This is a genomic window from Bacteroides uniformis (assembly GCF_025147485.1).
Classification (GTDB): Bacteria; Bacteroidota; Bacteroidia; order Bacteroidales; family Bacteroidaceae; genus Bacteroides; species Bacteroides uniformis.
Genome location: NZ_CP102263.1, coordinates 4170364 through 4192967, shown reverse-complemented (window position 1 = coordinate 4192967; position 22604 = coordinate 4170364). Strand labels below are relative to the sequence as shown.

General features: G+C 46.3%; 21 protein-coding genes. 20 read left to right on the top strand and 1 reads right to left on the bottom strand.

What is annotated here, in order from left to right:
- Window positions 1–2 precede the first annotated feature (2 nt).
- The 18 genes from NQ510_RS17085 to NQ510_RS17000 all read left to right on the top strand — a co-directional run bounded on the left by NQ510_RS17085 (window position 3) and on the right by NQ510_RS17000 (window position 17693).
- The gene (locus NQ510_RS17085) at window positions 3–2396 is read left to right on the top strand and encodes a sugar-binding domain-containing protein (RefSeq protein ID WP_005831615.1); all 2394 of its coding nucleotides are present in this window, start codon (window positions 3–5) and stop codon (window positions 2394–2396) included.
- Between the two features lie 5 nt (window positions 2397–2401).
- The gene (locus NQ510_RS17080; protein WP_005831613.1) at window positions 2402–4744 is read left to right on the top strand and encodes a glycosyl hydrolase 115 family protein; all 2343 of its coding nucleotides are present in this window, start codon (window positions 2402–2404) and stop codon (window positions 4742–4744) included.
- A 15-nt stretch (window positions 4745–4759) separates the two neighbouring features.
- Window positions 4760–5947 carry a mannonate dehydratase gene (gene uxuA / locus NQ510_RS17075; RefSeq protein WP_005831612.1) on the top strand — a complete coding sequence of 396 codons (1188 nt, stop codon included), beginning with the start codon at window positions 4760–4762 and terminating at the stop codon, window positions 5945–5947.
- Between the two features lie 43 nt (window positions 5948–5990).
- Window positions 5991–6806 (top strand): SDR family oxidoreductase, encoded by an 816-nt coding sequence (locus NQ510_RS17070; RefSeq protein ID WP_011965499.1) that lies wholly within the window; start codon window positions 5991–5993, stop codon window positions 6804–6806.
- Between the two features lie 169 nt (window positions 6807–6975).
- On the top strand, window positions 6976–9342 hold the full coding sequence (locus tag NQ510_RS17065; RefSeq protein ID WP_005831608.1) for an ATP-binding response regulator: 2367 nt from the start codon (window positions 6976–6978) through the stop codon (window positions 9340–9342).
- Complete coding sequence (locus NQ510_RS17060; protein ID WP_005831606.1) at window positions 9314–10609, top strand: sigma-54-dependent transcriptional regulator; 1296 nt, start codon at window positions 9314–9316, stop codon at window positions 10607–10609. Before NQ510_RS17065 ends, NQ510_RS17060 begins: the two co-directional genes overlap by 29 nt.
- A 195-nt stretch (window positions 10610–10804) precedes the next feature.
- The gene (locus NQ510_RS17055; protein WP_011965502.1) at window positions 10805–11434 is read left to right on the top strand and encodes an RteC domain-containing protein; all 630 of its coding nucleotides are present in this window, start codon (window positions 10805–10807) and stop codon (window positions 11432–11434) included.
- Between the two features lie 110 nt (window positions 11435–11544).
- A complete protein-coding gene (locus tag NQ510_RS17050; protein ID WP_005831600.1) occupies window positions 11545–11748 on the top strand; it encodes a hypothetical protein in 204 nt (67 codons plus the stop codon).
- 111 nt (window positions 11749–11859) lie between these two features.
- Window positions 11860–12894 carry a DUF6047 family protein gene (locus NQ510_RS17045; protein ID WP_005831598.1) on the top strand — a complete coding sequence of 345 codons (1035 nt, stop codon included), beginning with the start codon at window positions 11860–11862 and terminating at the stop codon, window positions 12892–12894.
- A gap of 5 nt (window positions 12895–12899) precedes the next feature.
- Complete coding sequence (locus NQ510_RS17040; protein WP_005831596.1) at window positions 12900–13076, top strand: hypothetical protein; 177 nt, start codon at window positions 12900–12902, stop codon at window positions 13074–13076.
- Window positions 13077–13793, top strand: a complete 717-nt coding sequence (locus NQ510_RS17035) for a DUF6047 family protein (RefSeq protein ID WP_005831594.1) — start codon at window positions 13077–13079, stop codon at window positions 13791–13793.
- Between the two features lie 11 nt (window positions 13794–13804).
- Entirely contained in the window at window positions 13805–14134 is a 330-nt protein-coding gene (locus NQ510_RS17030) for a hypothetical protein (protein WP_005831592.1), read from the top strand.
- Between the two features lie 57 nt (window positions 14135–14191).
- Entirely contained in the window at window positions 14192–14914 is a 723-nt protein-coding gene (locus NQ510_RS17025) for a DUF6047 family protein (RefSeq protein WP_171035088.1), read from the top strand.
- 6 nt (window positions 14915–14920) lie between these two features.
- Entirely contained in the window at window positions 14921–15148 is a 228-nt protein-coding gene (locus NQ510_RS17020; protein ID WP_005831588.1) for a hypothetical protein, read from the top strand.
- Window positions 15149–15291: 143 nt separating this feature from the next.
- Window positions 15292–15447: a helix-turn-helix domain-containing protein gene (locus NQ510_RS17015; protein ID WP_005831584.1), complete on the top strand. Its 156-nt coding sequence runs from the start codon at window positions 15292–15294 to the stop codon at window positions 15445–15447.
- Window positions 15448–15450: 3 nt separating this feature from the next.
- Entirely contained in the window at window positions 15451–15741 is a 291-nt protein-coding gene (locus tag NQ510_RS17010; protein ID WP_005831582.1) for a helix-turn-helix domain-containing protein, read from the top strand.
- A gap of 402 nt (window positions 15742–16143) precedes the next feature.
- Window positions 16144–17019, top strand: coding sequence for a helix-turn-helix domain-containing protein (locus tag NQ510_RS17005; protein WP_005831578.1), 876 nt, complete (start codon window positions 16144–16146; stop codon window positions 17017–17019).
- A 41-nt stretch (window positions 17020–17060) separates the two neighbouring features.
- The gene (locus tag NQ510_RS17000) at window positions 17061–17693 is read left to right on the top strand and encodes a helix-turn-helix domain-containing protein (RefSeq protein WP_005831576.1); all 633 of its coding nucleotides are present in this window, start codon (window positions 17061–17063) and stop codon (window positions 17691–17693) included.
- A gap of 38 nt (window positions 17694–17731) precedes the next feature.
- On the opposite strand, the gene NQ510_RS16995 is transcribed toward NQ510_RS17000, so the two are convergent.
- Window positions 17732–19645 carry an LruC domain-containing protein gene (locus NQ510_RS16995; protein WP_005831574.1) on the bottom strand — a complete coding sequence of 638 codons (1914 nt, stop codon included), beginning with the start codon at window positions 19643–19645 and terminating at the stop codon, window positions 17732–17734.
- A 306-nt stretch (window positions 19646–19951) separates the two neighbouring features.
- Here NQ510_RS16995 and NQ510_RS16990 point away from each other — a divergent pair, with 306 nt between their 5' ends.
- Window positions 19952–20953 carry a beta-ketoacyl-ACP synthase III gene (locus NQ510_RS16990; protein WP_005831570.1) on the top strand — a complete coding sequence of 334 codons (1002 nt, stop codon included), beginning with the start codon at window positions 19952–19954 and terminating at the stop codon, window positions 20951–20953.
- A gap of 141 nt (window positions 20954–21094) precedes the next feature.
- The gene (locus NQ510_RS16985) at window positions 21095–22597 is read left to right on the top strand and encodes a glutamine synthetase family protein (RefSeq protein WP_005831568.1); all 1503 of its coding nucleotides are present in this window, start codon (window positions 21095–21097) and stop codon (window positions 22595–22597) included.
- The last annotated feature ends 7 nt before the right edge of the window (window positions 22598–22604 follow it).

Below are 22604 nucleotides of genomic sequence, written 5' to 3'. Positions count from 1 at the left end.
TCATGAAAAAGTTTATATCTATATCTTTCTTCACCTGGCTGTTTGTAATGTTCAGCTATCCTCTGTTTGTAGAGGCTGCTATGCCAGAGCGGAAACAGTTGTTTGATGACAATTGGCGTTTTAAACTCGGCGATACACCCGATGCCCCTTCACTTGCATATAACGATGTCGGTTGGCGAAGCTTGGATCTGCCTCATGACTGGAGTGTTGAAGCCGATTTTGATGCGGAGGTTCCTGCCGGAAACGATGGTGGCTATCTGCCTACGGGTATTGGATGGTACCGAAAGAAGTTCCACGTAGATAAGGTGATGGAGGGTAAGGAACTGCGCCTCTATTTTGAGGGTGTTTATATGAATTCGGAAGTATTTGTCAATGGAGAGCGTGCTGGAGGGCATCCATACGGTTATTCATCCTATTTCTGTGACATTACTCCTTACCTGCATTTCGGGCAGGAGAACATTGTAGCCGTACGTGTGGATAACTCCCAACAGAAGAACTGTCGTTGGTATAGTGGTTCAGGCATCTATCGCCACGTGTGGCTGCTGACTACAGAGGCGATATACATTGATGACTGGAGCGTTTATATTCGCCCGACTCAAAAAGAAGGCAGCGATGATTGGAATCTGGACATTGCCATGCGCTATATAGACAATGCCCGGACCGGGACAAAACCGGAAATCAAGCATACGATTTATGATGAGGCTGGCAGAGTGCTAGTAACATCCGCAAGCGGACACACGAAGCAATCGCTCTCTGTAAGTCATCCGAAACTATGGTCGCCGGATACCCCAAATCTTTATAAGGTATGTACGCAACTGATTGTTGGAGGCAAAGTGGTAGATGAGGTAACGAATATGACCGGATTCCGAAACATAACTTTCGACAGTCAAAAAGGCTTGTTTGTGAATGGTAAACCTATACTTCTGAATGGCGGATGCGTGCATCACGACAACGGCATATTAGGTGCGTGTTCTTTCGATGCAGCCGAAGCACGCAAGGTGCGATTGTTGAAAGAAGCTGGCTTCAATGCCGTGCGTACCTCGCACAATGTGCCTTCGGAAGCCTTTCTGCATGAATGCGATCGTCAAGGATTGCTCGTTATCGACGAGGCTTTTGACGGATGGCGTGATGCCAAGAACAAACATGACTATTCCGTGCTTTTTGACAAGTGGTGGAAACGTGATATTGAAGCGATGGTGCTTCGCGACCGCAACCACCCCTCCGTATTCTGCTGGAGCATCGGCAATGAGGTGATAGAGCGCAAGAAACTGGAAGTAATCACTACGGCAAAGAGACTTGCCGAACACGTACATCGGTTGGATCCTTCACGTCCGGTCACTTCTGCACTAACTACTTGGGACAAAGACTGGGAGATATTCGACCCGTTGGCAGCCGTACATGACATTGTAGGCTATAATTACCAGTTGCATCGTGCAGAATCTGACCACGAACGTGTCCCCTCCCGCATCATCATGCAGACGGAATCCTATCCACGCGATGCTTTCCGCAATTGGGATTTGGTAAACAAGCATCCCTATATCATCGGCGACTTTGTATGGACGGCATTGGATTATCTGGGAGAATCGAGCATCGGGCGTGCCTATTACAAAGGTAGGGAGAAAGACGGTTTCCATACCGGGCAGCTCTATCCTTGGCATGGTGCCTATTGTGGTGACATCGACCTGACCGGGCTGCGAAAACCCATATCCCATTATCGTGACATGCTCTACAACCCCGATAAGAAACTCTATATGGCCGTACGTGAACCCAATGGTTACCGGGGAGAAATAAAAGTAACTGATTGGGGTGTATGGCCTACCAGCGAAAGCTGGACTTGGAGCGGGCATGAAGGAAAACCGATAGAAGTAGAGGTCTGCTCCCGCTATCCCCGTGTGCGGCTTTTCTTGAACGATTCACTTGTGGACGAACGCCCGGCAGGCTATGTACAACAGTTCAAGGCTGTCTTTACATTGCCCTATCAGGCAGGTACACTGCGCGCGGTAGGTGTGGATGAGAACGGTATAGAGCAGGAAACCGTAGTGTTAAAGACTTCCGGAACTCCTGTTTCTCTACGCCTTACCACTCAAGATCAAACCATAAAGGCTGACGGACAAGATTTGGCTTTTGTTATCATTGAGGTCGTGGACAAAAATGGAAACGTAGTACCTGATGCTGCTAATGAAGTGGAATTTTCCGTTCGTGGAACCGGTATGCTGGAGGCTACGGGCAGTGCGGATTTGAAAGACGAAAAATCATATACGGCTCCCATACGTAAGGTCTGGAAAGGTCGTGCCATCGCTGTAATCAGAAGTACGAAACAAAACGGTAAAGTCAAACTGAAGGTGGCGTCAAAAGGACTTTCTCCGGCTTCAGTAATAATTAAAACTAAAAGATAAATAATATGAAAATAGGATTCCTAACAATTTTACTCTTCCTTGTCGTACAGACGGCATGGGGACAGTTCCGTGTGCATTCAGGTATGACGGTTACAGTGAACTGTGACAAATCGGAAGCTCCGGTGGTGCATACAGCCTTGGAATTGCTTCAACGGGATTATCGGGCTGTTTTCTCCGATTCTTTACATTGCGAAGAAACGCGTGGTAATATCCTTGTTGGAACTTTGGAAGTAAACAATGCGGTTGAGCAATCTAAAGCCGATCTTTCTGGATTGAAAGGTATGAGAGAAGCCTTTTTGCTGACTGTGTTACCTGACGGGCGGTTATTGATTGCCGGAAGTGACAGTCATGGTACTGCATACGGCATCATGGAACTTTCGCGATTGATAGGCGTGTCTCCTTGGAAGTGGTGGGCGGATGCCACTCCTATGAAACGAAAATCTTTTGAGTTGCCTTCCGGTTATCGGAATGTACAGGCTCCGTCCGTGGAGTATAGGGGTATCTTTATCAACGATGAGGACTGGGGGCTGATGCCGTGGAGCAGTTTGCATTACGAGCCTTGGTACAAGCCGGGACGCATCGGTCCTAAAACCAACGAACGTATTTTTGAATTGCTGCTCCGCTTGCGTGCCAACACTTATTGGCCGGCAATGCACGAATGCACGCAACCTTTCTTCCTGACAAAAGGCAATCGTGAGGTAGCAAAGAAATTCGGCATTTACATCGGAGGGTCACACTGTGAACCGATGGCTTCGAGCACCGCCGGTGAATGGAGCCGCCGAGGAAAAGGGGAGTATGATTATGTGAACAACAGTACTTCAGTCCGTAACTTCTGGGAAGAACGTGTGAAAGAGGTTGACGGGCAGGAGATTTTATATACGGTAGGTATGCGAGGTGTGCATGATGGTGCGATGAATGGTGCCAGAACGGTGGAAGAACAGAAGCGTGTACTCGAACGTGTGTTTGCCGACCAACGGAGTTTATTGCAGCAATATGTCAACAAAGATGTGACAAAGGTGCCACAGGTGTTTATTCCTTATAAGGAAGTACTTGATGTGTACAATGCCGGATTGGAGGTGCCCGAAGATATTGCGTTGATGTGGTGTGATGACAATTACGGCTATATCAAGCATTTTCCGACGGAAGCAGAACGTGCCCGTAAAGGCGGTAACGGCATCTATTATCATGTCTCGTACTGGGGACGTCCGCACGATTATCTTTGGTTAGGTACATTCAGCCCGTATCTGCTCTATCAACAGATGAAGCAGGCGTATGACCATGATGTGCGTAAGATATGGATTTTGAATGTGGGTGACATAAAGCCGATAGAATATCAGACGGAGTTGTTTTTGGATATGGCATGGAATATAGAAGAAGTGAATAAAGAAGGAGTTTCTGCTCATTTGAGCAATTTTCTTTGTCGGGAATTTGGTGAAAAGGTTGGTCGAGAACTGCTCCCTGTCATGCAGGAACATTATTGTCTTGCCCATATCCGCAAACCGGAATTCATGGGGAATACACGGGAGGAGGAATATCATACGAATGATTACCGCATTGTGAAGGATATGCCGTGGAGTAAAGAGTATATCCTGCAACGGTTGTCGGATTATCAGACTGTTTCGGATGAGGCTGAACGGCTGTCTGCGCAAATATGTGATGGACGTGAAGATGTTTATTTCCAACTGGTGAAATATCCCGTACAGGCTGCTGCTGAGATGAACAAGAAGATGCTCTACGCCCAACTTGCCCGTCATGGCGAAGCCGACTGGGGGCGGAGTGATGCGGCCTACGACAGCATCGTTTCATTGACTCGCATATATAATACAGGTATAAGGAATAATGGGAAATGGCATCGTATGATGGATCACCAGCCGCGTCGGTTACCTGTATTCGAACCGGTAGACCGTTCTGTCACGATGAAACCCATGAAAGAAGAGCGTGCGGCAATCCGTCGTTGGAATGCGGTAGAATGTGCAAAGGGGGATTTCGTCCCTTGTGAAGGTTTGGGATATGAAGGGAAGGCGGCTGTCATTCCTAAGGAGAAAGAGGTCACATTTGAATTGCCAGACTGTCCGTCTGATTCTGTAGAGGTAGAAGTCCGTTTGTTGCCTTCCCATCCCGTGGAGGGGACACAGTTGCGTTTCACTATTGCATTGGATAAGGAGGAAACTCTGCCTATCCATTACGAGACTAAAGGACGCAGTGAGGAATGGAAAGAGAATGTACTCAGGAATCAGGCGATAAGAAGAGTGGCTTTGCCTGCCCGGAAAAAGAAACTAAACAAACTTGTGATAAAGGCTCTTGATGAAGGTGTCATACTGGATCAAGTATCGGTTTATCCACTTTAATATTGCATAGAACGGATGGAAAAAACATGGAGATGGTTTGGCAAGAAAGATGAGATTACACTTACCATGTTGCGTCAGATAGGAGTAGAAGGGATTGTTACTGCTTTGCACGATGTACCTAACGGTGAAGTCTGGCCCTTGGAAACTGTCAAGGAAATGAAAGAGTATATAGAATCTGCCGGACTTCGCTGGTCGGTGGTGGAAAGTTTGCCTGTATGTGAGGCAATCAAGTATGCAGGCCCTGACAGAGACCGGTTGATAACAAACTATATACAAAGCCTTACCAACCTCGGCAAGGCGGGCATCAAAACTGTGTGCTACAACTTTATGCCGGTCATTGACTGGATTCGTACGGACTTGAACCATCCCTGGCCGGACGGCACCACATCACTTTATTTCAATAAAACACGTTTTGCCTATTTCGACTTGAAAATCCTGAAAAGGAAACATGCGGAAAAGGATTATTCCGAAAAGGAACTGATGGAGGTGGAAAAATTAGGCAGCCGCATCACTGGGGAGGAAGAACTGGAGCTGATAGATACGGTCATTGTGAAGACACAAGGTTTTGTGAATGGAAATATACGGGAAGGGGAGACTGAGCCCGTTTCGGTTTTCAGGAGGCTTCTATCCCTTTATGAAGGTGTGGACAAGGGCATGTTGCGCGAGAATATGCGTTATTTTCTTGCAGCCGTCATGCCGGTGTGTGAGAAATATGGCATTGACATGTGCGTGCATCCCGATGACCCACCCTTTCAGATGCTTGGACTTCCCCGTATCGTGACCTGTGAGGAGGATATTGCCTGGATTCTGGATGCCGTGGACAATCCACACAATGGGCTGACATTCTGTGCCGGTTCACTCAGTGCCGGTGTACACAATGACACCCGTGGGCTGGCACGCAGGTTTGCCGGTCGTACCCGCTTTGTCCATCTTCGCAGCACAGAGACTTTGTCCGGTGGGGATTTCATAGAGAGTTCGCACCTGTCCGGCCGGGGACATCTGATAGAACTGATTCGTGTCTTCGAATCCTCAAATCCCGGCTTGCCCATGCGGGTGGATCATGGCCGCATGATGCTTGGGGATGAGAAACTTGGATACAATCCGGGATATTCGTTTCATGGACGTATGCTGGCATTGGCGCAAGTGGAAGGGATGATGTCCGTTGTGCAGGATGAATTGCAGGAACAGCGAATGAGATTTTAAATAGTAATATGGATTATACCGATTAAATTATATGCCGATTGAAATGAATGAATTATTTGGAATTGCAGGAAAAGTAGCCGTTATCACTGGAGCCGGTGGAGTTTTAGGCGGTAATATCGCAAAACATTTTATGCGGCAGGGTGCAAAAGTCGTTGCAGTTGATATCCGTCAGGAACAACTGGACAAGCGGGTTTCCGAACTGAAACAATATGGAAATGAGGTGATTGGCGTTGTTGGCGACGTACTTGATGTGGCAAGCCTGGGAAAACTGGCCGGACAAGTACTTTCTCAATGGGGGAAGATTGATATACTTCTGAATATTGCAGGGGGGAATATGCCGGGAGCCACACTTGAACCGGAGCAACACTTTTATGATATGGATATAGCCTGCTGGGAGAAGGTGACCGGCCTGAATATGAACGGTACTGTGTATCCGTCAATGGTCTTCGGCAAAGTGATGGCGGAACAAAAGAAAGGTTGTATTGTCAATGTATCTTCGATGGCCGCTTATAGTGCCATTACCCGTGTACCCGGCTATTCGGCTGCAAAATCTGCAGTTGCTAATTTTACCCAATGGCTTGCCTCTGAAATGGCTTTGAAATATGGTGACAGCATTCGTGTCAATGCCATCGCTCCCGGTTTCTTTATCGGCGACCAGAACCGGAGGGTATTAATTAATCCTGACGGATCTTTGACGGAACGAAGCCGCAAGGTACTGGCCAAAACCCCGATGGGACGCTTTGGGGACATTACCGAACTCAACGGTGCGGTTCAGTTCCTATGCAGTGATGCGGCAAGTTTTATAACCGGTGCATTACTGCCTGTTGACGGCGGATTCAGTGCTTACAGTGGAGTGTGAAGGGGGATATGGAGGCTGACCGGGTGATAATGGGGTGACTCATTTGTTGCCCGGTTGTGTATGTCGGCTTGTTGGTCGTACTTTTAGCTGTACATATATTATCTACTAATTTTCAAATATTGTGTCACGCAATTGTTATTTGTTTTAATTGATACTAGCCTATTCCAAGATGAGATCTTTTCTTTCCATACTCCAGTTGAAGATAGCCGGCGGATACATTCTGCTGCTGGCATTGCTCTGTGCTGTGGTTTTTCTTGTCCGGCTGGAGCATGGAAAGATGGAGGAACTGGATTCCAGGGAACATTCGACCAATATGAGAAGGAAGGCCGTCAACCGGACCTTTGAAAAACTGCTGGAATTCTCCTTCCATGACCATTTCCTGCTGATGCAGGACAGTGCGGATATCCGTGAATGTGGGAACAGTTGTGCGGCGGCTCTGGACGCCTTGAACGGACTGAAACCTTATTATGCGGCAGAACAGCATCCGGCCATAGACACCGTATCCATGCTCCTGCTGGAAAAGGAGCGGCTGCTGTATGAGTTGACGAACACCCTTTCCGGTTTTCCCCGTGCGGACAGCCTTCTTCTGAGAAAGGCTCCCGGAATCGTGCGGCAGGTGCGGGATGCCGGACAGCCGGATACACCGTCGGCAAAGAAAGGCCGGGGCCTTCTCAATGTTCTTATAGGAGGCAGGAACAAGAAGTCCGCTTATGCCAATCGGAAGGAGAAGGAGATGCGGAACCGAAAAAGACAGTCCTCCGTAAACGGAGAGTTCATCCGGCTGCAAAAGGACATGTACAGCCAGTATGCTGACTACCGGAAAAGACTGGAGGCCTGCTCGGACAGCCTGCGGTGCCGCAACCGGGAACTGGACGCACGTATCAGCGGCCTGATACATGATTTCGAACGGGCAGCCGATATGCAATATACGGAGGATATGGAAGAAACGGCGGCATTGAGAAGGCAGTCGTTCCGTATCATCCTTTCTATAGCCGTCATTTCCGTTCTTCTGATAATCCTGCTCTATCTTCTTATCCATGCCGACATCAGAAAGAGGCAGAAGTACCGGATGACACTTGAGGCCGCCTGCTCCCGGAATGAAGAGCTGCTGGTGTCCCGCCGTAACCTGATGCTGTCGGTGAGCCATGACCTGCGGGCGCCTCTCGGTACGGTCTGCGAGTTTGCGGAACTGATGCAGCATGAGAAGGATGCCGGGCTTGTAAGGGAGTTCGCCGCCAACATCCTGCACGCCTCCCGTCATGTCATCGGACTGGCCAACAACCTGCTGCACTACTACAGGCTGGAAGAGGGTAAGGAACAGCCGGAGAATGCCGTATTCCATCTGGGGCAGACTATCGGGAATGCCGTGCGTGTCTATCTTCCCTCCGCTGAAAAGAAGGGGCTCGGACTGACAACGGAAATAAAATCGTGTGATGTGCTTGTCAGGGGCGATTCCGGACGGCTTGTCCGGATTCTCGGCAACCTGCTGTCAAACGCGGTCAAGTTCACGCGTACCGGTTACATCCATGTGGGGGCCTCGTACGGAAACGGCAGGCTCCTGCTGTTCGTGAGGGACACTGGCACAGGTATAGACAAGGAGCGGCAGCAGCTGATATTCTCCGACTTTGAACAGGCCGGCTTCCCCACGGACGGCGGCTTCGGGCTGGGGCTGGCAGTCACCTCAAGACTGGTCTCCCTGCTCGGGGGAGACATCCGTGTGGAGAGTACGCCGGGACGTGGAAGCACTTTCGAGGTCCGGCTCCCCCTCGGTGAGGCCGACATGCCGGATATGCGGGATGCGGCCTCCGGTGACGGCCTCCCGCTCAATATCAGGGTATTGTACATTGATGACGACCGGATGCAGCTGGATGCCGTCCGAAGGATGTATCTCCGTCACGGCATCGAATGTGACTGCTGCACGGACATCGACGGGATGGTCACGACATTGCGGAGGAACCGGCATGACCTTGTCCTGACCGACATGAGGATGTCCGATACGGACGGTTATGGTGTGCTGGCATTGCTCCGCAACAGTAACATAGGCCAGTCCGGAACGCTCCCCGTACTGGCCGTGACCGCCCGTGTCGACAGCGATGCCGCCCGTTTCAGAGAGGCCGGTTTTGCCGGATGCCTGCACAAACCCTTCTCCGGGGACGAACTGATGGCGGCCACACGGGGTGTGGAACGTCCTGACTTTACATCCGTCATGGAGGGCGAGGAACACGCGGACGAGCTGCTGGATATTTTCATCGAGGACACGGAGGCCGGACTTGCCGGCATACGCGATGCGGTCAGTTCGGGCGATTATAAAAAACTCGGAAATATCATACACAAGGCCGTCCCCGTATGGGAGACGATACGGATAGACATCCCCCTGCAGGAACTGGCATATATGGGCTCTCTGCCGCCTGAAAAATGGGCCGGTATGTCGGACGAGCGGATCGGAAGGTTGGTCAGGGCTGTAGAGAATGCTGTAAGGAAGGCCGTAACATTAAAGGAGAAAATGAATGGAGACAATACTCATAGTGGAGGATGACCGTACATACGCACGCGCCACCGCCAACTGGCTGGCTCGAAACGGCATGGACACCCGTTACGTGCTCTCGGCGGACGCCGCAAAGGAGTTTCTGGGCAGCCATGAAGCGGCTCTGGTTCTCTCGGATTTCCGTCTGGGTGACTGCAACGGCGTGGAACTGCTCGAATGGATGAGGGCTCACGGCTACCGTATGCCCTTTCTTGTCATGACGGGTTATGGGGACATATCCGGTGCCGTGGAGGCCGTGAAGAAAGGGGCCGACAATTATCTGCCCAAGCCCGTGCAAACGGAAAAGGTGCTCGGTGTCATCCGCGGACTGTTGGGGCGTGGGAGGAAAAGGACGATGGAACAGAACTTCTACATCTGCAAAAGCCCGCCGGCTGTAAGACTTCAGGAGATGGTACGTCTGGTGGCTCCTGCGGACGGTCTGTCCGTGCTGATACGCGGGGCGTCGGGTACGGGCAAGGAGCGGGTGGCACGGCAGATACACGCTTTCAGCAAGCGTTCGGCCGCCCCTTTCGTAGCAGTGGACTGCGGAGCCCTTCCACGGGAACTGGCCGCATCGGAACTGTTCGGGCATAAGAAGGGGGCTTTTACCGGAGCGGTGGAGAACAAGAGCGGCGTGTTTGCCGCCGCCGACCACGGGACATTGTTTCTGGATGAAGTCGGCAACCTGAACATGGAGACACAAGTGCAGCTGTTACGTGCCCTGCAGGAGAAGCGCTACAAACTTGTCGGTGGAACGGAGGAGATGCATGCGGATGTCCGGCTGTTGGCGGCCACCAACGAGGACCTGGAACAGGCGATAAGCGAGGGACGGTTCAGGGAGGACCTTTTCCACCGGCTGAACGAGTTCCCGCTCCATGTTCCGCCTCTAATAGATTGTCGGGAGGATATCATACCGCTTGCCGGATTCTTCCTCTCTTTTGCGAATGAGGAATTGGAAAAGAAAATAAGGGGATTTGACCGGGACGTAAGGGAAGCTTTCGTGTCCTATCCGTGGCCCGGCAATATCCGCGAGCTGAAAAATGTGGTGAGACGTGCATGTGTGTTGGCGCAGGGGGGCTGGATCACTCTCAAGGAGATTAGCCTTCCGGTGAATGTCCCCCCCTCGAACAATTACAGACTGGATATGGAGCGGACGGAACAGGAGGCGATACAGAAGGCGCTGGAAACCACAGGTAATGACCGGAAAGCAGCCGCACGGCTGCTGGGCATATCCCGGAGCACGCTTTATCTGAAATTGAAAAAGTACGGCCTGATTTGAAACTGTCCACATTTCTGGACACACCGTGTCCGACGGGAGATTACGGACATGGACACACAATCATACACTGATATTATAACATTCACGTTTTCAAAAGATTGCTTCACGCGTTCCGGTATGGCACATCTCTTGCCCTTATGGTTATGATAGCGGACAATAAAACAGAAACAGTTTTAATTTTTAAATATCAATACCATGAGAACATTGACAAATACACCGCTGTTCGGAATGTTCACCTCTTACGTGGAAGGTTCGGAGCTCATGCCGGGAAACTTGCCTGCCGCCTATGATGATTTTGTAGGACTGCTTACCAATTTGCCGCAGGACGGGGACACGGTAGGACAATTAAGACGCTTGAATTACACAAGAATAGAACTTTCCTTCATGAGGCAGACTAGTGATGTATTGAAGGAGAAACGACACGTGCTCTATGACGTGTTCATCGACAAGGTCCTTTCCCTGCTGGATGCGGAGATAGAAATGCTGAAAGAGTGTTTGCGTCACTATACAGATGATGCCGGTATGGGAATGGAGATCCGCCCGCAGGGCTGCAAGCGTAAATCCGCATTGCGCTGGAACGGTACGGACAGCGACCTGATAGAACTCGTGGCCGCATTGATGGCAGCCGGATCGGTGGACTGTGCGGAGGGAAAGAAACTGACCATTGTGGATGTCATCAGGGTATTCGAGGACGCCTTCAATATCAAGATAAACGCCTTGTATACCAAACGCGGCAAGGTGTTTGACCGCTGTACGGATTCCACGCCCTTCATCGACTCCCTGCGTAAAAGCTATATCAGGATGCTGGACGAGCGGCTGGCGTAAGGATTGTCCGCCAACAGCCGCCAACGGGCGACTTGCAAGCATGTCTTGTTGTGGATTGACGACCGGAATGTTTTCTTTGCAGTCAAAAACTTCAGTAAACAAATCAAGCTATGGGACTATTGAATGACTGGACAAAGCGCTGGCTGGTTCGTCTTACGGGCAAGGCGGCCGAACCGGGTAGCGTGTTCATCACACTGGACGAAAAGAATACTCCGGTGGATGTACGCACGGGTGATGCCACACCGAAAGCGTATGAGGATTATATCGGGAAGACGGTGAGGAACTTTGACAAACGGGGCTACCTACCCGGCTGAACGATTCTAAAAGCGGATTTCGCAGATAAAGGGAAGATACCTTCCCGACGGGGAGAACTGGCGAACTGGTATTTTCATACTCTGGTTCCGGCTATCCATAGCCATAAGGCAGTGACGGGAAGGCGGATTCCTTTGAGGGATGCGGCCTATACGCTAAAAACGGGGTTGAAACTGTTCAGCCGCCGGGCATCATCCGCAGCACTGCAAAAAGACAAGCAATATAAAGAGTTTATCCGGCATAACGAGGCTAAAGGCTGGAACAATGAAAGACTGGCCGGTGAAAAGGGGCGGGTGTATGCCGTGGCAACGGATGAGGGCGTACTGTTTTTTTCGGACAGTGAAAAAGGAATGAAAGTACGTAACAGCTATCTGCAACATCTGGCAGACGGATTTTTCAATATGGCCAAAGGGACGGAAACATTGAAAATGTATGAGATGGAGACACCTTCCCGACAAGTGGCGGAACTGGCGGACAACTGCATCGACAAACTGGCGAAAAGCGATTTGCGCAGTGCCGATACGCAACTGCGTAAATCGGAGTTCAGCTTCACTTCTGAGAAACAGGCAGGAAAAGAAATGCTGGAAGGTGCTGTCTGTACGGATAAATACGACTTAAGACCGGATTACAACAACTTTGACCGGTTAACCAAAGATTTCAATCTGGGCATTTCTCCACGCAATTATGATGTTGCCTCTCTGCTTTATATTTCGGAAAACGGGTATGCCGGTCATGTAGTGGCGGACTATTTTCATCCGTTCAGTTACGAATATGAGTTCAGGGACTTGGCAGAAAAACTGGGTGACAGCATCAAGGCACGGCAATCGGCACCGATGTCATCACATGATTTCGGTTATGCAGCCTTGCAGATGGAAGCGAAAGCAATGGCAAGAGATATTTTGCAATCGGAGTTCCATATAACGGATGGAGAATTCAAGTTGAGCGGAAGTATCAACCGGGTGGAAAAAACGGAAAGAATACACCCCACCTCTTGTCAACATTCCCAAGAACAAAAGAGGGGTAAATCTTCCGGGGCAGACCATATACGAGAGATTTCGACACTGACACTGAATAACAGTCAGCGGCAAGCGAAGCATGTTGCTTCCATTACTCCCGATAAAAAGGAAAAGAAACAACTAATCATATAGGATTTATGGAAGAAAAGAAAATGCAAGCGGGGGAAAGCGGCAGCCTGTATATGACGCTGGATGCTTTTTACCGCCCCGTTTATTTAAGTATGCGGGGACAGGGAGAAGAAGGATTCTCCCGATATATCAGCAATAACGTACGGTTTCATACCGCAAGCAGGGAACTTGTACCCGACCACTGAATGTTCCGTTTCGATTTCAGAGACAAAAGTCTGATTCCCCCCATACTCGGAACGGATAATGCGGATTATCTGGAACGACTCATGCCGGTATTGGAACGGGAAAGGATTCATCCTTCGGGGGTGGTAAGATTGAGGGATGCGGCATTCTGTGAGGAAAGGGGCATCGTGCAACTGTCATCATCGGCGGAACATACGGCCTTATTGGAAAATGATGACTACAAGCGGTTGGGGCACCGTTTCGGAATGGACGGGGATGTGATAAGGAACGGACTGGCCGTTTTTCCTACTTGCACAGCAGTGGAATACGGACAGAAGGTGTTGCTGCTGGGAAAAACGGACAAAGGGGACAAGGCATTGGAAGAGTTTCTGAACGGTTTGACCGGACACTTTTTCGACGGGAAACGAAAGCCGGAGGAATTGAGATTCCATGAGGTGGCACCGTTGGATGCGGAATTTCGGGCGGAAATCGGAGACTGCAAGACTACTTCGCCGGATATACTCCGATACGGGATTTGTACGAAGCGGTGCGATATGGCCCCCACACTGAGGAACTTTAACCGGTTGAGAAACCTGCAACTGATGCGTGCGCCACTCTCAAAGGAGCAGCAGCGGATTGTCTCGCTGCTGGTTACACGGCCGGATAATGTACGGTTCCCGGAGACGGAAGTGAAGACGAGTATGCCATTTAAAAAGAAGGGACAGAGTATAAACATTTAATTCTTTGATATATGGAGAATAAACAGAACGGAACGACAAAAGGCGGCAGCGTATATATAACTGTGGACAAATTTTTCAATCCCGTGCATATCAGCATGAAGGGTACGGGAGAAGAGGGTTACCAGGAGTTCATGCAGGAAGATGTGGAGAAAGCATTGAAAAGCGGGGAAATGCCGGATATGGGCCTGATGTATTATAATGTGCCCGATATGGGTATCGTGCCGCCATTGGAGGAAGGGGACAATGAGGATTACCTGAAAAGGCTGGAAAAGGCAATGGACGAGCATGGAATCATATTGCAGAGATACCAACGTCTGTCGGAAGTGGTGTATTGCCTGTGAAATGAAATAGACCCGTTTTCGAAGGATGAGACTTATATTCGCCTGCTCACGCCGAAGATATGGACGGAAATAAAGTCGTCACCCGTAGCGGTGGCGGATATGCTGGATGATTTGAAGCACGGGAATAAGTTCTATACGGGTGTTGAGACGGACAAGGGGGTATTGCTTTTCAGCCGGAATTATGAGGGAAACCACCAATACGGGGCCTTTATGGAGGCGAATATCGAGAGGCATTTCTTTGAGCCGGATTTTGAAGGCAGGCCGCTGACTGTATATGAACTTCGGGGATGGCCTTCGTTGATGGCGGGGAAGATAAACCGCTGTTATGATGATTACGATAACCTGTTACCATTGGAGAAGATTCCGTCAGATGCCTTCCTTGATAAATCGGCTCTTAAAAGCATTACGGACAAAGAGGTGTATGACCTTTCACCCACATGGGAGAATTACGCCCGGCTGACGGATAGTGAGAAGGGGCTTGGCCTGCTCCGAAGCATGGACAATTATGACCGGATGACATTGCTGTATATTATGGACAAGGGTTATCCAATGGACGGGCTGACAAATGAGTATCCGGACAATTTCAGTTTTCATGAAAATTTTGAAAAGATAGAAGGAACACTGCTGGGCCGGAACAGATGGAACATTTATGACGAGATGCAGGAGAAGGCGAGAAAACTGGCCGGAAAGCTGTTGCGTGAGCATTTCCCCAATACATGGCAGAAAGTGGCGACTAAGGAAAAAGAAGTTTTACGGAACAGTAAAAGTATAAAGATGTAGAAGACAATGGAAGACAAGCAGGGGGGAAGGCGCATTGCCAGCGGATGCAAGTGGTGCGCCTTTCACTTCTATATTGGGCTTCTGAAATCTTTTGGTTTGAGTAAATATGGAGAAAAGAAATTGGATAGCAATACTTTCTGGTATGTTTTGGGGGACAATGTGCGCCAATGGGTGACTTTGATTCCGGAGGCTTTTCCGGACATGGAAATGTGCTTTACTTTGCTTCACAAATAGTAAAATTATAAATCAGATTTGTTATGGAATTAGTTGTAATTGAAAAAAGTGCGTATTTGCGGTTAAAACAGCAGATTGAAGATTTGTCCACACAGATTGAAGCCGTTAAAAAGAAATTTGGCTCTGTTGAAAAGGAAAAATGAATGGATGCCCAAGAAGTCTGTCTGGTGCTGAATATTTCCAAGCGGAGTTTGCAAAGTTATAGGGAATATGGCATTATTCCGTGTTCTTTCATAGGTGGAAAATATGTGTACAAGGAAAGTGATCTGGCTAGGATATTAACTCAAAAAGGCAAATAGGATATGGATGGGGTAATTACAAAACAGTCAGAAGAGTATATCGGGATGATGGAGATGCTCAAGAAATGCTCCAAGGAGATTTTTGCAATTCAGGATTTGCCTGTTCCTGTAGCCAATGAGGTCTATATGACTGGTGAACAAGTATGTGCCATGTTGCATATATCGAGCAGAACCTTGCAAAAGTTGCGTGATGAAAAGGGGATAGCTTATACTGCCATAGGTGGTAAGTTTCTTTATCCTCTTTCAAAATTGCAATTGTTATTGGAAGAAAATTATAGAAGTTATGTTCGTTAAATCAAGCGTTTGATTTGTATTTATGCCCCTTTTTTACTACTTTTGTAAAAGTAAGAGTGTAACAGGAAGAAAGTTGCAGCATATACGCGGTGAATTATTCGGTGTCATAGGAGTAGAGTCTTTTGGTAAGATGCTGATAATGAGTAGGGGAGATGAAAGTTAATCGTTCCCTGTCTCTCCGCTGAACTAACTGGATAATGAATAGGTAAGTCTCATAAATTCAACGATTTGTGGGACTTTTTTTATTCCATTATCTCTGCCCTATCGGATATTATTTAGCCCTTTATAGAATAAGAATTTATACTTTAGTTTTGACTGAACTTCAGTATATATGTGCAATTTTAGAACAAATAATCTAAAAATGATTTTTTTTTGTAACTTAGCATAATATTTAAAACAAATATGGTAAAAGCTACAAAAGATAATAGGCCTTTTTCAAGTGGTGTGTTTGATTTAGAGGAGTTCAATATTTATACAAAGGTAATTGATTTGCCTCTTGACGGGATTCCGACATATCTAGAAGAAGGGATAAATGGAGTTTGTACCGGAGGCTCTGCTCTTTTTAATGTGTTTTCTAATAAACGCAGGGTTGTGAAGAATGATTTGATAACTATTTTTCCTTATCAGTTGGCAAGTATAACCGAAATCAGTACAGACTTTGCCGTTATTTTCTTTAAAGTACCAAAGAAATTGTTTATGGATACCATTAATGGGCTGGGTAGGCTTACACTTGACTATTTTTTCTATATGAGGAAATATTATAGCTCTCCGCTCAGTGAAGAAGAGTATAAGCGCTTTGTTCATTTCTGTCATATATTGTCATGCCGTGTAGATTTATCTTGTGCCTTTCTTAGGAGGGAATCGGTGATGTATTTATTGAGGGTTTATTATTGGGACTTGTATGTGGGCTATAAGAGTAACCCCAAGGCTATGGCTTCCGTGAAGTTTGTACGTAAAGAGAAGCAGGTTTTTGAATTCTTTTATTTGGTTATAGAGTATCATACTATAAGTCGTGATGTGGCATTTTATGCAGATAAGATGTGTATCTCACCTAAATATCTGACAATGTTAATAACAGATAATACTGGTCGTTCGGCTAAAGAGTGGATTGTGGAATATACCATACTTGAGATAAAAGTCTTATTGAAAGACTCCAATCTTGAAATAAAGGAAGTGGTTTCACGAACTAATTTTCAATCGAATTCTACGATGACACGTTTTTTTCGTAAGCATACAGGCACTACTCCGTCAGAATACCGTGAGAGAATGTTTGTCTGATATTTGGATAATTTGTACTTATACCAAAAGGCAAGAAAGATATGAAAGAATATCTTAAAATAATAGATGAAATAATCGCTCTTGTGGGGTTACATTTAATTCCCAAATTTGTTAATCTATATCAAGGCCAGGTTGACATAAGATGTGAGGAAAATGATACTGGAGTCTTAATTAATATTATTGTGTCTTTACCAGATAAAAATGAACTGCAGGCTTTGCAAAATCAAGTTGGTATGGACTCACTACAAGCCAAACAGATCTTAGAAGGAATATTAAAATTGGAGAAAATGGATTCATGCAAACCATTGGAAAACAGACAACTGGAATTGAAACGAATTTGGCTTAACAAGCTTGTTTCAGTGTTGGAAGAGCATATGGAAAATACAGAGTTTAATGTTGCTATGCTCTGTCAACTGTTGGGAATGAATCGAAAACTGTTGTATCGAAAGATTAAACAGTTGACGGGGGTTACTCCAGTAAGCCTTATTCGGCGTGTTAGGATGATAAGAGCCGCTACACTTTTATTACAAGGCAGATTCACTGTATCGGAAGTAATGTATATGGTAGGCTATTCCAATCCTTCTTATTTTTCCAGGTGTTTCATGGCAGAATATAATATTTCTCCAAGTCAATATGCAATAATTCAAAAAAAAACAGGTGGAGCGTCCGAATAAGGGGGCACTCCACACATGATTCATTGTCTTTTGTTCTGTTATTTTTTATACCAATCCTTACAGTCATTTCCCATTGATTTTGCCCATGTAGCAAAACCGGGATATTGGCTGTCAATTCTGTTCCTTTCTGTTACCGGGGTAAACCCTAGCATCGGTATATCGATAGCAAATGGATATGCTCCTTTACGGTCGATATAGTAAGCATCATCATTGCTGCCAATCAATGACTGATTGGCATAAGCTGTAGCTTTGTGTTTGGGCAGATGAACCTCTGTGCGATTCTGTTCTCCTTGTGAATATTTTACGATGATGTATGGATTATAGGACAATAGCTGATTCTTTAGGAAAGAACCGTTGAATTCTCTGGTGACTACATATTTATTGCCTATATTCTGTTTGGCATTGGACATTACGATAATGGACGAAGTCTCTTTTTCCAATATTGCACCTTCCGGCAAAGTGATTTTATCGCCAATTTGTGCTGCATCTATCTGATAGGCAAATGCGTTAACATATGTAGCGCCATCATGTACCGGAGTGAATTCGTCAACGATCTTCGTTACTATATTCTTTTTGTCGAAATAGACTTTGCGTTCGTATTCTACAATTACGTCATTCATGTCATAATCGCCACCGGAAGGCCAAATATCTTCGAATGCCAGTGTGCCGGTAACATTTTCATCTTCATCGGGTTTGGGTTCTTCTTTATCACCTTCATCGGGAATAGACGGCCTTTCAGGATCGTCAATAGAACTTCCCGGAGTAGCATCTACATAAAATAAAAGGTCACAGTAGCTTTGATTTACACCATCTTCTGCTCCAAGAATCGTCTTGCCGCTTTTTTGGTCTTTAACAGAGACAAAGGCCGACATGTTGTTTTGGGGATTGGAAGTGCGAAGATTTGAATTGTATGGATTATATAAATCAGGCAATTTAAGATAATCTTCTAAATTATTTCCATAACCGTTCTTAAAACCGTCGGCATAAAGAAACCAGCCTACTGTATATCCTGCTGGGAATGTATCATGGGCTTGGCCGTCTTCATCGAAGTAAAGCAGACGAACTTTATTCCCGGATTCTAAAATCAATATTTGGCCGCCATACCAGTCAAAAGACACATTGGGGAATATAATGTATTTCCTCACTTGGTCTACATCGACGGACGTTCCGGTTTTATAAAAATAATATCCGAAAGTATTGTTATAACTTGCACTTCGATTGAGAAAAATGAGATTCAATGCGGTGTTGTCCTCCTTTATCGAAATATTGATAGTTTTTCCATTACCAAGTAATTTTGAATTGTCTTGTCCTCCTTTATTGAAGAATGTTTTCATCCGGTCTGTCAAATCCAAAATACTTTCATTACCAATATTTTTTTCCTTTGTCATATATTGGCTGTTCAGCTGACCTCCTTCTCCCCAATAGCACAGTGAGTATAGATTTTGGGATTTGTTTACTAAATAAGGTACATCAGACGAAGCGCGAGTGACAGACTTTGTTTTAGGATTTGATTTTGCCGACATGTCAAAAATGACAGCATTGTCTTTAATTTCAAGTTCTATGCATCCCGGCAATCCCCATGTCGCAGTATATAAATAAACTTTATTAAGATAGGTAGGAAGCTGCATTTTTCCCTCATACTTACCGCTGTTGTCGGTATAGGTTTTGAACAAGGCTTCTATACCCTCTTTCTTTATCGGCGTACCTTCCACTGTTTCCATCGGATTTTCACCGTAAATTTCTATCAAAGGAGTAAACCCGTAAATGTCATAGTTGACAGAAAGCCGGACATCACTGCGCATCTCAAAGCCGAAATATTTATCCGGGTCAGGAAGAGGTTCTTTTTCACGATTCGGGTCGTATACGTCTTTCTCCATACAACCTGTCATAAGGCCTGAAAGTGCAAGCACTAAAATGAAAGCCCCAATGCTAATTAAGCGGTTTTGTTTCATAAGATATAAAAATGTTATGTTAATTTTATTTGTATGTATTTTTGATTAGTTACTTGCTCTTTAAATACCCGATACATTTTATTATGCAAATTTAGTCTGTATTGCTCAAACTCATTGATACAAAATTGACAAAAGAATGATAGAAAAAGGACAGTTGATCTTTTTTGTATATCCATGTGATAGTTTGTCGGGAGTGTCTTTTTGTTCTTCCTTTATTGGATTTTACCCTCTTTTCAGTATATTTGCGCTCGGCGTTTTAAGAATATTATCTTTGAGCCGATTCCAATACTAAACTAGATAGAATTAATGGAGAAAATAAATGCAGTAATTACGGGAGTGGGAGGGTATGTTCCTGACTATATTCTGACCAATGAAGAAATATCCAAAATGGTAGATACGACAGATGAGTGGATAATGGGGCGTATCGGTATAAAGGAAAGACGTATCTTGCACGAAGAAGGATTGGGGACTTCGTTTATGGCCCGTAAAGCTGTAAAACAATTAATGCAACGTACAAAATCTAATCCTGATGATATTGATTTGGTGATTGTGGCCACTACAACGGCCGATTATCATTTTCCTTCAACAGCATCCATATTATGTGAGAGAGTAAAGCTTAAGAATGCTTTTGCTTTTGATATGCAGGCTGTTTGTAGTGGCTTTTTGTATGCATTGGAAACTGGAGCCAATTTTATCCGTTCGGGAAAATACAAGAAGGTCATTGTAGTAGGGGCTGATAAAATGTCGTCGGTGATTGATTATACCGATCGTGCCACTTGTCCGATTTTTGGTGACGGTGCTGCCGCTTTCATGCTGGAACCCACCCGGGAAGATATGGGAGTAATGGATGCCGTATTGAGAACAGACGGGAAAGGTCTGCCCTTTTTACATATCAAAGCAGGAGGTTCCGTATGTGCTCCATCTTACTATACACTGGACAATCGGATGCATTATATTTATCAGGAAGGACGTACAGTCTTTAAATATGCTGTGGCCAATATGGCGGATGCTTGTGAGGCGGTCATGGAGAGGAATCACTTGACGAAGGAGGACATTGACTGGGTGATTCCCCATCAGGCAAACATGCGTATAATTACTGCAGTTTCGCAACGCTTGGGAGTATCTCCCGAAAAGGTAATGGTCAATATAGAACGGTATGGAAATACAAGTGCCGGCACGCTTCCGTTGTGTGTATGGGATTTCGAGGATAAGCTTAAAAAGGGGGATAAACTGATTTTTACAGCATTCGGAGCAGGATTTGCCTGGGGAGCTATTTACGTGAAGTGGGGATACGACGGAAAAGGTTGAGGCTCACTGATAAGATTTAGGTTGTTTGTTTTTTTTCTGATACAGCTTTTAGTATCTTTGCGAAACAGCAGTTTTTTATTGTGACAGAAAATTGCATGTGTTTTGTTAACCATATAGAAAACTAAAAACAATCAGCGTATTATGAACCAGGAATTATCCATGAGCCCCAATCTATTGGTGGCTGCCCTTCAAAAACCGGCTTCCGAATTTACGAAAGCAGACATTGTTTCCTATATAAAGGAGAACGACATTCGTATGGTGAACTTCATGTATCCTGCGGCAGACGGGAGACTGAAGACACTGAACTTTGTCATCAATAATGAAGCATACCTTGATGCCATACTTACATGTGGTGAACGCGTAGATGGTTCCAGCTTGTTTCCGTTTATAGAGGCCGGTAGCAGTGATTTGTATGTAGTGCCGCGTTTCCGGACCGCTTTTATAGACCCTTTTTCTGAATTGCCCACACTGTCAATGCTCTGTTCTTATTTCAATAAGGATGGTGAACCGCTGGAAAGTTCTCCGGAATATACCCTGCGTAAGGCATGTCAGGCATTCACTACGGTTACGGGGATGGAATTTCAGGCTATGGGAGAATTGGAATATTATGTCATTTCTGAAAATGACGGATTGTTCCCGGCTACCGACCAGCGTGGTTATCACGAATCGGCCCCTTATGCCAAGTTCAATGATTTCCGTACGGAATGTATGTCATATATTGCGCAGGCAGGCGGACAGATAAAGTATGGGCATTCTGAAGTCGGTAATTTTACGCTGGACGATAAGATTTATGAGCAGAATGAAATAGAATTCCTGCCGGTGCGTGCCGAGGAGGCTGCTGACCAACTGGTGATAGCAAAATGGGTTATTCGTAATCTGGCTAGCCAGTATGGATATAACATTACTTTTGCACCGAAAATCACGGCAGGAAAAGCCGGTTCCGGATTACATATACATATGCGTATCATGAAGGACGGGCAGAACCAGATGCTGAAAGATGGGGCACTTTCTGAAACAGCCCGTAAGGCCATTGCGGGCATGATGAAGCTGGCTTCTTCCATTACAGCTTTCGGTAATACAAATCCTACTTCCTATTTTCGTCTGGTTCCTCATCAGGAAGCACCGACCAACATTTGCTGGGGCGACCGCAACCGTTCGGTATTGGTACGCGTTCCGTTGGGCTGGTCGGCAAAAACGGATATGTGCATGTTGGCAAATCCGTTGGAGACCCCAAGTCATTATGATACTACACAGAAACAGACGGTGGAAATGCGTTCGCCTGACGGTTCGGCCGATTTGTATCAATTGATTGCCGGACTTGCTGTAGCTTGCCGTTATGGATTTGAGATAGACGATGCTTTAGGAATTGCAGAAAAAACATATGTCAATGTAAATATCCACAAGAAAGGAAATGAAGATAAGTTGAAACAACTGGAACAGCTTCCTGACAGTTGTGCCGCTTCTGCCGATTGTTTGGAAAGACAGCGTGCTGTCTTTGAGCAATATCATGTGTTCAGTCCTGCAATGGTTGATGGGGTTATTTCCAAACTGCGTTCTTACGAGGATAGAACCTTGCGTGCAGAGATACAAGACAGTCCGGAGGAGATGCTGAAACTGGTCGAGAAGTATTTCCACTGCGGATAGGAGAAGA

Excerpts from the sequence above, each read along its gene's own strand:
- NQ510_RS17015 (WP_005831584.1), top strand. The coding sequence starts at position 15,292 with ATGGATGCCCAAGAAGTCTGTCTGGTGCTGAATATTTCCAAGCGGAGT.
- NQ510_RS16985 (WP_005831568.1), top strand. The coding sequence starts at position 21,095 with ATGAACCAGGAATTATCCATGAGCCCCAATCTATTGGTGGCTGCCCTT.
- NQ510_RS17035 (WP_005831594.1), top strand. The coding sequence starts at position 13,077 with ATGTTCCGTTTCGATTTCAGAGACAAAAGTCTGATTCCCCCCATACTC.
- NQ510_RS17030 (WP_005831592.1), top strand. The coding sequence starts at position 13,805 with ATGGAGAATAAACAGAACGGAACGACAAAAGGCGGCAGCGTATATATA.
- NQ510_RS17040 (WP_005831596.1), top strand. The coding sequence starts at position 12,900 with ATGGAAGAAAAGAAAATGCAAGCGGGGGAAAGCGGCAGCCTGTATATG.
- NQ510_RS17070 (WP_011965499.1), top strand. The coding sequence starts at position 5,991 with ATGAATGAATTATTTGGAATTGCAGGAAAAGTAGCCGTTATCACTGGA.
- NQ510_RS17000 (WP_005831576.1), top strand. The coding sequence starts at position 17,061 with ATGAAAGAATATCTTAAAATAATAGATGAAATAATCGCTCTTGTGGGG.
- NQ510_RS17055 (WP_011965502.1), top strand. The coding sequence starts at position 10,805 with ATGAGAACATTGACAAATACACCGCTGTTCGGAATGTTCACCTCTTAC.
- NQ510_RS17065 (WP_005831608.1), top strand. The coding sequence starts at position 6,976 with ATGAGATCTTTTCTTTCCATACTCCAGTTGAAGATAGCCGGCGGATAC.
- NQ510_RS17010 (WP_005831582.1), top strand. The coding sequence starts at position 15,451 with ATGGATGGGGTAATTACAAAACAGTCAGAAGAGTATATCGGGATGATG.
- NQ510_RS16990 (WP_005831570.1), top strand. The coding sequence starts at position 19,952 with ATGGAGAAAATAAATGCAGTAATTACGGGAGTGGGAGGGTATGTTCCT.
- NQ510_RS17050 (WP_005831600.1), top strand. The coding sequence starts at position 11,545 with ATGGGACTATTGAATGACTGGACAAAGCGCTGGCTGGTTCGTCTTACG.
- NQ510_RS17080 (WP_005831613.1), top strand. The coding sequence starts at position 2,402 with ATGAAAATAGGATTCCTAACAATTTTACTCTTCCTTGTCGTACAGACG.
- NQ510_RS16995 (WP_005831574.1), bottom strand. The coding sequence starts at position 19,645 with ATGAAACAAAACCGCTTAATTAGCATTGGGGCTTTCATTTTAGTGCTT.
- NQ510_RS17060 (WP_005831606.1), top strand. The coding sequence starts at position 9,314 with ATGGAGACAATACTCATAGTGGAGGATGACCGTACATACGCACGCGCC.
- NQ510_RS17085 (WP_005831615.1), top strand. The coding sequence starts at position 3 with ATGAAAAAGTTTATATCTATATCTTTCTTCACCTGGCTGTTTGTAATG.
- NQ510_RS17020 (WP_005831588.1), top strand. The coding sequence starts at position 14,921 with ATGGAAGACAAGCAGGGGGGAAGGCGCATTGCCAGCGGATGCAAGTGG.
- uxuA (WP_005831612.1), top strand. The coding sequence starts at position 4,760 with ATGGAAAAAACATGGAGATGGTTTGGCAAGAAAGATGAGATTACACTT.
- NQ510_RS17005 (WP_005831578.1), top strand. The coding sequence starts at position 16,144 with ATGGTAAAAGCTACAAAAGATAATAGGCCTTTTTCAAGTGGTGTGTTT.